The organism is Flavobacterium flavigenum, assembly GCF_027111255.2.
GTDB classification, from domain to species: domain Bacteria; phylum Bacteroidota; class Bacteroidia; order Flavobacteriales; family Flavobacteriaceae; genus Flavobacterium; species Flavobacterium flavigenum.
In genome coordinates this window covers 4,039,188-4,054,547 of sequence record NZ_CP114285.2, presented here as the reverse complement: position 1 = coordinate 4,054,547, position 15,360 = coordinate 4,039,188, and the positions used below count along the sequence as shown (strand labels likewise).

Genomic DNA, 15,360 nt, shown 5'->3' with positions numbered 1-15,360 from the left:
AAATTGATTATGAGAACTAAAATAAAATCTATATTAGCTATTCTTCTAATTTTTGTTACTGCTACATCATGTGACGATTATTTAGATTTAAGGCCTGAAGATGGTATCGTACGTGAAGAATTCTGGAAAACCAAAGAAGATGTTCAGGCTGCTGTTATCGGTATCTATTCTTCTCTATTAAAAAGACCTCCTGCAGGACAAACGCCAACAGATGTAACAGATTACAATATCAGCGAATATTTATTTATGTATGGCGAAATTAGAGCTGATATGATATCGCCAGCAACCAATACTACTCCTGATCAGAGAGACATTACTACATCAAACATCTTGTCATCAAACGATTTAACGAGCTGGTCAGCATTTTACAGAACTATCAATTACTGTAATACTGTTATTCAACTTGCACCGGCAGTAAGGGATAACGACCCTACTCTAACACAAACGCAGCTGAACAACTACCTTTCTGAGGCTTTGGCTATCAGAGCTTATTTATACTTTACGCTAGCTCGTACTTTTAAGGATGTGCCCCTTAAATTAGATGCAACGCTTTCCGATAAAGATAATTTTCAATTGGCCAAAACGCCACAAAATCAAATTTTTGAACAGGTAATCAAAGATCTGGCTTTAGCAGAAGAATATGCTGTAACAGATTATGGTAACATACTTTCGAACAAAGGAAGAGTTACTATTTACACTATTAATGCCATGCAGGCTGATGTTTATCTTTGGATGGATAAATTTACAGAAGCTCTCGCTGCGACTAAAAAGATAGAAAACTCAGGTAAATTTAAATTAATTCCTGCTTCGAACAGTTGGTTCAACAGAGTATTTGCAATCGGGAACACTACCGAAAGTATTTTTGAATTTCAGTATACGACGCAAAACCTGAATCCATTTTACGATATGTTTTTGGCAAGACCGGAATTCATAGCATCTCCTGTCGTTTTAGAAGATATTTTCGGGATTGACTTCGCAGATGCCAATAATTTTGATGTTCGGGGTCAAAGATGTGCTTTAGTACCCGGTACTAATCAAATCTATAAGTTTACTGGTCTTAATATGGATTCTTATAAAGCATTGCAGGAATCGGATACACACTGGTTTGTTTACAGATATTCAGATGTTTTACTATTACAGGCAGAAGCCTTAATACAATTAGGAAGAGGAGACGAAGCACTTACTATCATTGAGGATATCCGCCTCAAACGCAGGGCAATTAGTCAGACCCATGAGGATGTTAATCCTGAAAACAAATCAGAAATGACAGATTATCTTTTATCAGAACGTGCACGCGAATTTGCATTTGAAGGGAAACGCTGGTTTGATGTTTTACGAAATGCCAGAAGAAATAATTATGAACGTTTGGATTTATTGAATAATATGGCATTGATTAGTGCTCCGGCAGATCAACTGCAATCTATCCTGGCTAAACTTCAGGATCCTGATAGTCACTACTTACCAATCAATAAATACGAATTGTATACCAATAAAGCATTAGTTCAAAATCCATTTTATAAATAATTAAGTCATGAAAAGATACACCACACTACCAAAATTGATGAGACTTACTTTAATGGTCTTTTTAACACTGGCATTTCTCAACTGTACTTCTGAAAAAATCAATGAACGCACAGATGAAACAGTAAACATTACTGACTTTTTGAAACAAAATGATGACTATTCCATGTTTTTGGAAATGCTAGAAATTACGAATTACTCTTTGTTTATGAACACTTATGGCACATACACTTTATTTCTGCCAACAAATAATGCAGTAAAACAGTATTTAAAAGATGTTCATGCTGATTCTGTAAAAGATATCCCTCTTAAGGATTTACAGGATTTAGTAAAACTCCATATCCTTGACCAGGTAGTGGCTACTACATCTTTTACTGATGGTAAAATTGCAACCCCAAGCCAGCAAGGGCAATTTCTTATTACAGGTGCTGCCAAAATTGGAGGTTCTACAAGTATAACTGTTAATAAAACAGCCCGAATCATGTCTTCAAATGTACCGGCAGGAAACGGAATCATACATGTAATAGATCAGGTATTGCGTGTTGCCAATAAAACTTTAGCACAAACTATAGAAGAAAATGAATCACTTTCTTTATTTACCCAAGCATTAAAAGTAACAGGATGGTATGATAAATTAAATATGCCTCTAACAGAAACAACAGTCGACGGGAAAAAGACCCTTAGCGGACACCTGACTGTTTTAACTGAAACAAATGAAGTATTTAAAGCTGCCGGAATCAACAGTCTTGAGGATTTAAAAGCAAAATATAGTCATTTACATGATCCGTTGAATCCGGCAGACAGTTTAAATCTTTTTGTAAGTTACCGTATTTTACCAAAACTTCAATATTTGGCTGATCTGGCGGTTACGCCATCATTAGAAACCAAAGCACCGCTGGAAGTAATTAGTGTAAAAATGAGTACAGGTACAGTTTTATTAAACGAAGAAACTTTCAACGGAGTATTAGAAAAAGGAATACCTGTAAATCGCCCAGCAAGTGATGTTACAACGTCAAATGGAGTGGTTCATACTGTCGAGCAGAATTTCTTTATCAAAAAAAGAAACCCGGCTCCTGTTTATTTCGACTTGGCTGACCAACCAGAATTTATGCAGTTAAGTGCCGTTTTTAGAAAACCCGGCAATAGTGTAACTCTTGAGAAATCTTTATTTCGTGATGTGACATGGGATGGTGTTGATAAATTAACCTATGTATGTGCTACAAAAGGAAACAGTAATTATATAGATCGTGGATGGCATGGTGACGTTATAGAAGCAAAACTTAGAAAAGACTTTGTACAAAATCTAGCTTTTAAAACTCCTGTAATTATAAAAGGAAAATATAAAGTTTGGGTAGCCTACAGACAAAAAGCTTCTAAAAACCCTATTGTTAAAGTTTATATTGATGGTGTAGCACTGCCAAGGCTTATTAACTTTCAGGAAGGCGGAAATGTTACTTTAAATGAAAGAGTTTTAGAGTCGCAAGGATATAAAAATCACATTTATCCATTAACTAACAGATTTAATACAAGACTTTGCGGTATTGTGGATATACAAACAACGGGCCGTCATACCATCACTTTTGAATCGCTTTCAAGTCCTGGTGATTATTCGTGGTTGGATGTTGTAGAATTTAGACCTATAGATATGGATCAGCTTTACCCTAGATTAAGGGCAGGTGGAAACGATTTTGCACAGCTAACCGATCCTAATAAATAGAAAAGCATTCCTATCAAAAACTTATATAGCTAAAAATGATCACATTAAAAATAAATTATAAAACATTCCTTGTCAGCATGCTGACAGTCACTTTATTTTCGTGCTCAGATCCTTGGTCAGATCGTGAAAGTAACGGAGACCAAAGTCTAAATACTACTCTTACTGAAGCTATTACAAATACTTCAGAAACATCGAAATTTGGAGAGTTATTAACAAAAACAGGATATGACAAAATTTTGTCTGCCTCTAAAACGTATACCGTTTTTGCGCCTTCTAATGAAGCTATTGCCCAACTGGATGCTGCGATTCTTAATAATCCTGAAGCCTTGTCTGCTTTTGTAGCCAACCATGTTACATTGACTTCTTATTCTTCTGTAAGAACTGAAGAAACTGTACAAATAAAAATGCTTAGTAATAAGTATTTAACCTTTAAAGGAAACAATCTAATTTCTAATGCTACTATTGTTTCTGCAGATCATTATGCAAAAAACGGTGTTTTTCACATTATCAATCATATCCTCGCTCCACAAAAGAACATTTGGGAATATATCAAATCTCAAACTGGTTCTTCTTCTATGAGTGATTATTTGGTAAGCCTTGATGATTTTTACATTTATCCATCAGACAGTATTGCAAAAGTAAATACAACTCCAGGGATTTTTGCAGACTCCCTGAGCAACTCTTTTTTAAAAAATGTATACAATGTCAATAACGAAAAGAATTCTTACACATTATTTCTAATTGAAAACGAAGGTTATAACGCTGAAGTTGAAATCCTTAGACCATATTTGCGAAAAAAATCTATCGATTCAACCACAAAGTATTCCAGATATTTTACAGTAAGGGATATGGTTTTTCCAAAAGCCTATAAATTAAATGAATTGCCAGACGAATTAATTACTCGTTTTGGGGCAAAAGTAACGATAGATAAAACTCAAATTATAGGAGAACCTATTGTTTTGAGTAATGGAATTGTATACCGTATGAAAAAAATGGATGTTCCATTAAAAGATCGTTTAGTTCCTACTATCATTCAAGGAGAGAAAAATCCAGGATTCTTCCCTTCTGACTTAAGAGGCAAAATGATGTATCGCGATCTTAAAGATCCTGGAGGAGTTTCATTTAACGATCTCTATGTAAAAAATACCAAAGTTTCGAATGCCTTTCTGCTCTATCTGGCTACTGATATATACAGTATGAAATACAGAGTATACTGGAGAGCCATAAACAATCAGTCAACTATTTTTCAACAACGTGTAGGCGTATTCAATAATAATATTGTAGAATATCTCCCATATATCCCTGTAGCTGTAAATTTTTATGAAGAAGTATATATCGGAGACTTTGATATAAAACAATCTGGCGATTTAATAACTTACCTCTCTGCCAACCCTACCACTGCTGATGGTACTAATTCACTTACGCTTGATTATTTAAAATTTATTCCTGACGTTAAATAATATTTTATAAAAATAGATATGTTAAAAAATTTACAACTAACCTGTGCGATAACCATTTTCTTTGCCGGAAGCCTTAGTGTCTCCTTATACGCTCAAACCGATCAGGATTCAACTCTAACAAAAGTAACCACGGCTCCAAAAATAAAAAATGGAATTATGGTCAAAGGTATTGTCAAAGATGCTAAAACAAAAGGAGGTCTATCAGGAATAAATGTAGTAGTGAAAGACTTTTCGGCAGCAATTACCAATGATGATGGTAGTTTTGAAATAAACGTACCTCATCTGGAAGTACTGCTTACTGTAAGCGGACAGGAATTTCAAACCAAAGTTTTTCCACTTAAAAACAGAAATACAGATTTAGAAATCTTCTTGTATGAAGCCTATTATTCTCCTACCTATCAAGTTGCCAATATGCCTACAGGAGAAGAACTGCAATACGGATCTACAAAAGCCGTAAATGTGGTGAATTTTAAAACCAATCAATGGTCAAGCCCTGTTAAGGAATCTGTTGGAGACTTTCTTCAGGGAAGAGTCGCCGGACTAAACAGTATCAGAAGATCCGGAGTTCCCGGCTCAGGTGCTTATCTTAACCTAAGGGGGTTTACTTCTTTATATGGATCAAACAAACCATTGATTATTGTAGATGGAATGATTTATGACGATGAAGATTATGGTTCCGGAATTATACAAAATAACACTTCTTCTCCATTAGACAATCTTGATGTTAAAGATATTGAAAACATTACTGTTCTTAAAGATGATAGTGCCCTTTACGGAGCCAAAGGAGCTAACGGAGTATTGATTATCAACACCACACGCCCTACAGAATTGACAACTAAAATTGATTTTACTATGTACGGAAGTACCAATCAAACACCTGACCAATTACCGGTTATGGGTGCTGATGCTTATCGCACACATATTTCACAGTTAGAAGCTACACGCGGAATTTCGCAGGATCAAATTACAGCTCTTCCTTATATGAACGATAATCCTCTAGTTCCGGGATACTATAAATATCACAACCAAACCAACTGGCAGGACAAAGTTTTCAAATCGAGTGTAAGCCAAAATTATTTCCTTAAAGTTCGCGGAGGTGATGATATTGCAAAATATGGTTTATCTGTAGGATATCTTAACAATCAGGGTATTGTAGAAAACACTGAATCTAAACGTTATAGTACACGTTTAAATGCATCATTGCGTTTAACAGAAACGCTTTATGTAGATGCAAACATGTCTTTCATTAACAACCTTCAGGAACAAAGAGATCAGGGATTTGCTTACAAAACCAGCCCGATCTATTTAGGTCTGACAAAATCACCATTCTTGTCTCCAAATGCTATAGATGATAACGGAAATGTTTCTCCAAATCTGGCAGATACAGATGATTTTAACGTAAGTAATCCAAGAGCAATCATTAATGACGGAATTGGAACCAACAAAAACTACCGTTTCTTTGGTAACCTTAATTTTAAATACAACATCAGTAATGCATTCAATATAAATGCCCTTTTTGGACTTACCTATAATAAAGAGCGCGAATCTTTCTTTATTCCGGATAAAGGAGTTGCTGATATTATTCTTCCTACAGCAATAGCAAAAAACCGTTCAGGCAGCGAAGTGCAAATTTACAATAGCATTTTTACCGATATTTATGCTAATTACCTGAAGAGATTTAAAGAAAACCATAAAGTAGATGTTCGTTTTGGTTTTAGAACTCAAAGCAATCATTCTGAAAGTGATTTAGGTTTAGGATACAACTCTGCTACAGATGATTTTACGAGTGTAGGGGCTGGATCTAACTTATTACGCCAGGTTGGTGGAGCTTTGGGAGAGTGGAATTGGCTAAACATCTATGCTAGTGCTAATTATAATTATCTTGATAAATATTTCCTGACTACAAGTTACGCCGTGGATGGTTCAAGCCGTTTTGGAGACAAAGCAAACGGAAAAAATAAGCTCTCCCTTATGACAGCTATAACAGGAGCATGGTTGGTTTCTGCCGAAAATTTTATGAAAAATTCAAAAACTATTGATTATTTAAAGTTAAGAGGAACCATTAGCGAAAGCGGAAATGACGATATAGGAAACTTTACAGCTCAAAAATATTATGTCTCTCAAAATTTATTGGGAGTACAAGGCCTAGTAAGTGGAAACATTGGAAATCCAAACCTGCAATGGGAAACGGTTAAAAAATTTAATGTTGGTGCTGACTTGGGTTTGTTTAACGAACGCATCAATCTTTCTATGGACTTTTACAGAAAGAAAACAGACAATATGATTGTTTATGAATCTGTTAGTGGCTTAAGCGGATTTGATTATGTTGTATCTAATAGTGGTCAAATGAAAACTTTGGGTGCAGAGATGTCTTTAAATTCCCGTGTTATTAGTTCTCCAGATTTCACTTTTGATTTTGGTTTAAATTTAGCTACTTATAAAAATGAAGTCCAAAGTCTTCCAAACGGGGATATACTTACGCAATTTGGCGGTGCTACCTACATTACATCTGTAGGTCATGATGCCAACTTGTTCTATGGTTTAAAAACAAATGGTGTTTATTCAACTACTACAGAAGCTCAGGCAGACGGATTATCAAGACGCTTAACTAATGGTGAACTTGTTCCTTTTGCAGGCGGTGATGTGCGCTTTACAGATACTAATGGTGATAAGGTTATTGATGATAAAGACCGTATGAACATTGGTAATCCAAACCCGGATTTAACAGGAAGCATTACAACTAATTTTACCTACAAACGTTTCAGTCTTCAGGGGTTGTTTGCTTTTTCTATAGGTAACGATATTTATAATGGCTTACGTTACAATTTGGAAAAAATGAGTGGTTACGAAAATCAAAGCGTTGCTGTAGCTAACCGCTGGAGAGCCGAAGGTCAACAAACTGATATGCCAAAAGCAACATGGGGAGATCCAATGGGTAATGCCGATTTTTCTGATAGATGGATTGAAGATGGTTCTTATTTAAGACTGAAAACTTTAGTAGTAGGATACGATTTTAATGTTGAAAAAATGAACTACATCAAGGCTATAAAAATTTACGCTACAGCAAATAACCTCTTTACCCTGACAGATTATCTTGGATATGACCCTGAATTTAGCCCTACCTCATCAATATTTGGACAGGGAGCAGATACAGGATTAGCACCTCAGTTTAAAAGCTTTCAGTTAGGATTGCGTTTAGGCCTTTAATTATTTTACACTTTAGAAAGAAAGAATATACAGATGATAACAACAATTAGTACAAAAACAAAAAAAAGCACCGTATTATGGGTGATAGCTCTCGTATTTGGCTTGAGCTCCTGTTCAGACTATTTAGATGTACAGCCTGAAGATAAACTTGTTGATGAGCAAATGTACCGCAATATATATGATGCAGATGCAGCTGTAATAGGTGTTTATGGGAAATTTATGGCACTTGCAGAAAAAAACATTATTCTGAATGAAATGCGTGCTGACCTGATGACGACAACCCGAAATTCAAGTCCTTATCTGAAAGAGATTTCAGAACATAATGTTTCAGCAGATAACCCTTATGCAAATCCTAAAGATTTTTATGTGGTAATCCAAAACTGTAATAATGTGCTTAAAAATTTCGATATGATGCTCGAAAAAAAGCGATTTACGCAAGAACAATACGCACAGCGTTATTCTGATATTGGGGCGATTCGAAGCTGGGTGTACCTGCAATTAGGAATTCATTATGGAAACGTTCCGTATATCACAGAACCAATTGAAACCATAGAAGATGTTAAAAACATTTCGAAGTATCCAAAATTACCGTTCAATCAATTATTGGATCAACTCATTACCTTTACAGAAAACCTGCCTTACAAGAAAGTGTACGAAACCACCAGTTCTTTAATGATCAATATTGACGGTTATTACACTGAAAAATTCTTCATCAACAAAGAGTGCCTTTTGGGGGATTTACAGCTTTGGAAAGGAAACTATAATAAAGCTGCAATTCATTACAAAAACGTTATGGAAACATCATCTAATAGTAGTAGTGACACTGAACGTTTTGATATGTACAGGGTAAAATATGCAGAGGTTGTAAGTCACGACGATTTAGCAGTTGGATATAGAAGAGACTTTGAAGCTGATGCTTCTTCGTTAATCAATAGCGACAATCAGGGCTGGAGATCTATTTTTGGTAGAGACAGAGATGTGTTGTGGAATACGGAATGGATTTGGTCTCTACCTTTTGAAAATAATTTTGCACCAAAAAACCCTTTCATTAAGTTATTTTCAAACAAAAATGGAGACTATTTGGTGAAACCCTCCCAAAGTGCTATTCAGTTGTGGAGTAATCAAACACAAAGCAACAATATCCCTTACGATGCCCGTGGACAAAAATTCACCTACAATATTGTAAATGGTGATCCTGTTATTATGAAATATTTATATAAAAGTGAAGCAGTGGCTTCAACCGGAATAGCCAATACAAAAGGACAATGGTTTTTATACCGTGCCGCAAAATTACATCTACGCTATGCAGAAGCAGCAAACAGAGACGGCCAGCAAAAAGTAGCATATGCCATTTTAAATAAAGGCATTAGCACTACTTATACTCCACCAGCAGACCCTGCACTGACAGATGTTACTAATATCCAACAAACTTTTCTACCATTCCCTTACGATTTTGACGCTCGTAAAGGTGATTATCCTTTTTTTAGAGGAACATGGCATCGTGGTGGAGGAATTCGTGGTCGTGCCTATTTAAAAAATGTGGGAGCTGTTGGAGATGATGTGATTACCACTGAAAATAATATTATCCAGGAAGACGCATTAGAATTAGCATATGAAGGAAACCGTTGGGAAGATTTGGTTCGTATTGCTTTACGTAGAAACGACCCGGCTTTTTTAGCTGATAAGGTTCACGATAAACTCAAACAAGAAGGAAATACAAATGCTGATGCAGTACGTTCTAAACTAATGAATATTAATAATTGGTATTTACCCTTTAACTGGTAAAAAAAGTATATAATAAAAGAAATAGTCCCCCAACCTATTTCTTATAAAAAACCTTAGCAATTATAATAGCTAAGGTTTTTTGCTTTTCAGAAGCTATTACACGAGTCAACTACCTCTACGCCTTTTAAAGCTTATGGCAATGCACCTTCTGCAAAATCGGGAATTGATGTTCCTTATACACGGAAGGTTGTTACATCTGATAAAACCTGTTCAAAAGAATCCTGTTTAAGTGCCTTATTACCGGTAAGGGATGCCCTGGAAGTACTCAACGGAAGATGGAAATTGCCAATCCTTATTGCTTTGTCCGATCGCCCCAAAAGATTCAAGGAAATTTCGAGGGATCTGGATGGAATCACCGATAAAATGTTATCGAAAGAGTTCAAAGATCTGGAAATAAACAAACTGGTTATAAGAACGGTTTATGACACTTTTCCTCCAACTGTTGAGTACCGAAAAACATTGCACAGTCAATCTTTGGGAAATGTCATAATGGCCTTAAAAGACTGGGAAACTTTACACCGAAAAGAAATCATTGGAAAATAGTTTGTTAGATTAAGCTTTTAAAAGGTAGTGTCTCACTAACTGTGTAAGTTAAAAAATGATGGGGTTATTAAATCACCATCATTTTTTTTAACTTTAACTTTTACACAGTCTTATGAAAAAAGAAGATTTATTATCAGATGAATTTTTAAAACAATTCAAAACAGGTGAAGACCTAAACGGTTTTCTGGCTCAATTACAAAAACGAGGAATAGAAGCTATTCTATCGGGGGAGCTGGATTCTCATCTAGGATATGAGAAACACGAAAAGACAGCTTCATCGAATTCTCGTAATGGTTTTTCCAATAAGAAAATAAAAACTTCATTTGGAGAATCAGACATTCAGGTTCCCAGGGACAGGGAAGCTTCTTTTAATCCCATGATTATTCCAAAACGTCAAAGCATGATTGATGGATTAGAGAATGTAATTATCTCTCTTTACGCCAAAGGAATGACTGTTAGTGATATTGAAGAACAAATAAGAGAAGTCTATAAATTTGACATATCAACCTCCACTATTTCCAGAATTACCGAATCAGTTTCCAATGATATAACAGCTTGGCAAAATCGCCCGTTAGAACCTGTTTATTTAATCGTTTGGATGGATGGGATTGTCTTTAAAGTTCGAGAGAACTCAAAGGTTATTAACAAAACTATTTATCTTGCTGTTGGTCTGAATCGAGAAGGAAAAAAAGAAGTTTTAGGCATGTGGTTAGGCAAGAATGAAAGTGCCAGCTTTTGGTTAGGGGTTTTAACAGATTTAAAAGCCAGAGGTGTTGAGGATATATTAATTACAGCTACAGATAACCTAAACGGCTTTACTCAGACTATTAAAAATGTATTCCCTGAATCACAGACTCAAATCTGTGTAGTACACCAAATACGTAACTCAGCGCGTTATGTAGTATGGAAAGATAAAAAGGAGTTCTCTAAAGATATGAAGCAGATTTATGATGCTCCAACTAAAGAAGCTGCTAAAGCTGCTCTTGAAGATTTTGCCTTTAAATGGAATCAAAAATATCCTTATGCCGTTAAATCCTGGCAGGAAAACTGGGAAGAACTTACAGTCTTTTTTGACTTCCCTATAGAAATTAGGAAAATAATTTATACCACTAATCTAATTGAAAATCTAAATGGAAAGGTTAGAAAATACACCAAAAATAAATTATCATTCCCCACAGATGAAGCTGTTTTAAAATCTGTATATTTGGCTTTAAGAGAAGCTACCAAAAAATGGACAATGCCAATCCATAATTGGGGATTAATACTCAATCAGTTCTTAACTATATTTGAAAAAAGGGTTCAACTTTAATTAAAAAGTCAAACCCCGTTATTTTTAAACTTACACACTTTTAAGGACAGTGTCTTTTAAAAAGATAAAATAATTTTGTTTTCGTTTTAAAATAAGATCTCTATATTTGCAACCTAGTTGCATTATTTAATGCTGCGATTTCCAAATCAAGAATGAATAAAAAGAAATTTTTACTAATTAATCTTTTCATGTCTGTAATGGTATTGTTCGCAATGCTTTTTCAGACTATTCACTCTTATGAACATATTTATACGCAAATCCATGAGAAACATTGCGACCATAAATACACTCCCAATCAAAAACAGATAACGCATAGGCATACTGTCGATACTAATTGTCCTGTTTGTCACTTTACATTCAGCACATTTATTTCAGATTCATTTCATAATTTTTCATTTCATACACCAAACGTTGTAACTTCAACTGTATTCTTCTTTTACAATAAAGTTACTTCAATATTTTTCAAAGGCAGTCTCTTTGCTTTAAGAGCACCTCCTGCACTATTTTAGTTTACCGGATTCTTACTATTTAAATGTTGAAAATCATTCTTTTTGTTTCGGACAAAAGGTAATGTCAGCTATTTCAGATATTGATCTGATGAAATCTATTTTGGCGAATAGATTCCATCAGCAAATTTGATCAATCTTGTTATTTTCTGGTTTAAACAAAATCGTTTCAGTAAACACTTCCCTCTTTTACATTTAATAAAATAGCTCTGGTCGTTCTTACCGAACGATCGGAAAAAGCTATATCTGTTTTAAAAATAAATAATTCCCAAATCCATACATTATGCTCACAGCAGTAAACCTGACTAAAAAATACGGTGACCAAATTGCTTTAAACACTTTAAATTTAACCATCAACAAAGGTGAAATTTTTGCACTTTTAGGACAAAATGGTGCCGGAAAAACCACTACTATAAACTTGTTTCTCGGATTTATAAAACCTACCGAAGGCGAGATTAAAATAAATGATATTTCGGTTGTTACCGATGCTGATAAAACTAAAAAAGATGTGGCTTACATTCCAGAAACAGTCATGTTATATCCAAATCTTACGGGTCTTGAAAACCTGAAATTCTTTTCTTCCCTTGCCGGATTCAAATATTCAAACGGAGAACTGACTTATTTTTTAACCAAAGCCGGTCTGCAAATTACTGCTCACGATCAAAACTTGGGAGGCTACTCAAAGGGTATGCGCCAAAAAGTAGGCATCGCAATCGCCATTGCTAAAAAAGCAAAAGTACTATTGCTTGATGAACCAACGAGCGGTCTTGATCCTAAAGCATCAAATGAATTTTCGCAGATTTTAAAAGAACTTTCGGCTGACGGAACAGCAATTTTAATGGCAACACACGATATTTTCAGAGCAAGGGAAGTCGCAACACACATTGGCATTATGAAACAGGGAAATCTGGTAACTGTCATCGAAGCCGAAAAAATTTCTGCCAATGAACTTGAAAATCTGTATTTACAAACTGTTTAAAAGGAAATCAGGATTTCCATCAACCAAAATGAAACATCTATTTTTATTTGCCTTATTATTTTTAACAGGCATACAGTCTATACAATCCCAAACGATTAACGAAAAAATAAGGGATAGCATTGCGAAGGATTCTGTTGAAACGGAAGCTAAGCGAAATGAGTTACAAACAGTTGAAATTATTGGTCGTTCTACAAAAAAATATTACAGTGACTATTCTTTTGCAGCGACAAAAACCGCAGCATTAAACAAAGATATCCCACAATCTATTTCGACTGTAACCAAAGAATTAATTGCAGATAAAGCCGCTTTCTATCTGGCCGATGCCGTAAAAATGACAAGCGGTGTTATTCCGGCGAGTTATTACAATCAATATACGATTCGCGGTATCAGCCAAAATGAGGAAGGCCAAATCATCAACGGAATGCGAACACGACAGTATTATTTTTTACAGCCACTGACTACTAATATTGAACGTGTAGAAGTCATAAAAGGTCCTTCGAGCGCTACATTCTCTTCTGTAGATCCGGGCGGAAGCATCAATATGGTTACCAAAAAACCTTTGGCAACAGAACATAAAGAAGTCAGCATGAGTGTTGGAAGTTTCAGTACTTTACGAGGAACTTTGGATTTTACAGGTCCGCTAAACGAATCCAAAACATTATTGTATCGTGTAAACGGTGCGTATCAGGAAGCCAAATCTTTTCGTGACCTGGTGAATAATAAATCTTTCCTGATCTCGCCATCTTTCAGTTATATTCCGAATGAAAAAACGGCTATCAATACTGAATTGATCCTGAGCGACATGAAAGGAATTTTAGACAGAGGACAGCCCATTTTTGGTGCCGTTGCCGGAGTGACAGATTTGAACAAAACCCCAATAAGTTTGAATCTGGGTGCTCCGAGCGATTTTTTCAGGTCGAAAGAAATGATTCTGATGACGAATTTTGCACATAAATTCAATTCTAAAATTAGTTTCAATGCTTCGTACATGAAACAAACCTGGACAGAAGATCTTCAGGAACACAGAACGACCAATGCTTTTGCCGTAGATATGAATAACCAGCCGGTAACAAGCCTGGCCATGATGCAATTTGTACAGCGCCAGCAAAATTGGGACATTGATAATTTGAGCGCTTACTTAAACTTCGATTTAAAAACCGGAAAACTGAACCATAAATTATTGACGGGTTACGATTTAAGCAGCTGGAACAAAAACATAGGCGGAGGACAAAATGCAGCCAGAGGTTATCTGCTAAATGACGGCACCGTTGCAGCTTCTTTTGTACCCGCAAATGCTTCTAATTACCAAACGACCACTATCGACGGAGTTGTTCTGCCAAAACCAAATGTGACTTATTTCAATTTGAACAATCCGAAATATACCGTTACAAGCCCCGAAGACTATACTTTAAATGTTAGAACTGCTCTGCCATCAGCATTGACCACTACAAATGCGATTTATATTCAGGATCAGATTCAGTTGGCAAAATTTACTTTTTTATTAGGCTTAAGAAAAGAATGGTTCGAGGATATTACGAATTACAAAGCAAACAATGAACTGACTGTAAAAAAATCGGATTTGCTGCCAAGAGTTGGGGTAACGTATGCCGTAAACAATTCAATAAATGTTTATACGACTTACCTGGAAGGCTATCAGCCACAATCGAACACAGTGACTTTGATGCCTCAGACCGGAAGTTTACCTGCCGGAAGCCAGTTTGATCCTTTAGAAAGTAATTTGAAGGAAGTCGGATTTAAAGCTACTTTCTTCAATAATTCAATGAGTTTTAACGCGGCTGTTTACGAAATCAACCAGCGGAATATTTTGATGAATGCTAATGATCCCTTAAACCCTGATTTATTGGTAACAAGAGGAGCCGAAAGAAGTCGTGGTTTTGAGTTCGATTTGGCCGGTTACATTATTCCTGATTGGCAAATTAATGCTTCTTACAGTTATATTGATGCTCAAATTACCAATGATCGCAATGTTTCATTAATTGGCGCCAGAAAACAAAATACACCGAAAAACAGTGCCAACTTATGGACACGATACAATTTCAGATCTGATTCTGCTCTGGACAATTTCGGAATTGGAGCGGGAATGCAATACCAAAGCAGCAAAATTCCATGGTTTACCAGAGATTTTACAATTCCGGATTTTACCATTTTTGATGCTGCGATTTATTACAAACCCACTAAAAGTAACATGCAGATTGCTATGAATGTCGGCAATGTTTTTAATAGAACCTATTGGCTTGGCGCGCAAAACTACCTTCGATTATTTCCCGGTGCACCACGAAATGCGACGCTTACCGTAACTTATAAATTTTAAC

10 protein-coding genes are annotated in these 15,360 nt (G+C 35.6%); all 10 read left to right on the top strand.

Annotated elements, in window-relative coordinates:
• Nucleotides 1–9 precede the first annotated feature (9 nt).
• The 10 genes from OZP09_RS16900 (at nt 10) to OZP09_RS16855 (ending at nt 15,359) form a co-directional block, all read left to right on the top strand.
• On the top strand, nt 10–1,524 hold the full coding sequence (locus OZP09_RS16900; RefSeq protein ID WP_269234858.1) for a RagB/SusD family nutrient uptake outer membrane protein: 1,515 nt from the start codon (nt 10–12) through the stop codon (nt 1,522–1,524).
• Between the two features lie 7 nt (nt 1,525–1,531).
• The gene (locus OZP09_RS16895; RefSeq protein ID WP_281309698.1) at nt 1,532–3,238 is read left to right on the top strand and encodes a fasciclin domain-containing protein; all 1,707 of its coding nucleotides are present in this window, start codon (nt 1,532–1,534) and stop codon (nt 3,236–3,238) included.
• A gap of 35 nt (nt 3,239–3,273) precedes the next feature.
• On the top strand, nt 3,274–4,698 hold the full coding sequence (locus tag OZP09_RS16890) for a fasciclin domain-containing protein (RefSeq protein ID WP_281309697.1): 1,425 nt from the start codon (nt 3,274–3,276) through the stop codon (nt 4,696–4,698).
• Between the two features lie 18 nt (nt 4,699–4,716).
• A complete protein-coding gene (locus OZP09_RS16885; protein WP_281309696.1) occupies nt 4,717–7,905 on the top strand; it encodes a SusC/RagA family TonB-linked outer membrane protein in 3,189 nt (1,062 codons plus the stop codon).
• 33 nt (nt 7,906–7,938) lie between these two features.
• Nucleotides 7,939–9,690 carry a RagB/SusD family nutrient uptake outer membrane protein gene (locus OZP09_RS16880; protein WP_281309695.1) on the top strand — a complete coding sequence of 584 codons (1,752 nt, stop codon included), beginning with the start codon at nt 7,939–7,941 and terminating at the stop codon, nt 9,688–9,690.
• A gap of 162 nt (nt 9,691–9,852) precedes the next feature.
• Nucleotides 9,853–10,233, top strand: a complete 381-nt coding sequence (locus OZP09_RS16875; protein WP_349293630.1) for a winged helix-turn-helix transcriptional regulator — start codon at nt 9,853–9,855, stop codon at nt 10,231–10,233.
• A 112-nt stretch (nt 10,234–10,345) separates the two neighbouring features.
• Nucleotides 10,346–11,542: an IS256 family transposase gene (locus OZP09_RS16870; protein WP_269234850.1), complete on the top strand. Its 1,197-nt coding sequence runs from the start codon at nt 10,346–10,348 to the stop codon at nt 11,540–11,542.
• A gap of 152 nt (nt 11,543–11,694) precedes the next feature.
• On the top strand, nt 11,695–12,051 hold the full coding sequence (locus tag OZP09_RS16865; protein WP_269234849.1) for a hypothetical protein: 357 nt from the start codon (nt 11,695–11,697) through the stop codon (nt 12,049–12,051).
• A gap of 280 nt (nt 12,052–12,331) precedes the next feature.
• On the top strand, nt 12,332–13,027 hold the full coding sequence (locus tag OZP09_RS16860) for an ABC transporter ATP-binding protein (RefSeq protein WP_269234848.1): 696 nt from the start codon (nt 12,332–12,334) through the stop codon (nt 13,025–13,027).
• Nucleotides 13,028–13,055: 28 nt separating this feature from the next.
• Nucleotides 13,056–15,359 carry a TonB-dependent siderophore receptor gene (locus OZP09_RS16855; protein WP_281309694.1) on the top strand — a complete coding sequence of 768 codons (2,304 nt, stop codon included), beginning with the start codon at nt 13,056–13,058 and terminating at the stop codon, nt 15,357–15,359.
• Nucleotide 15,360: the final 1 nt, after the last annotated feature.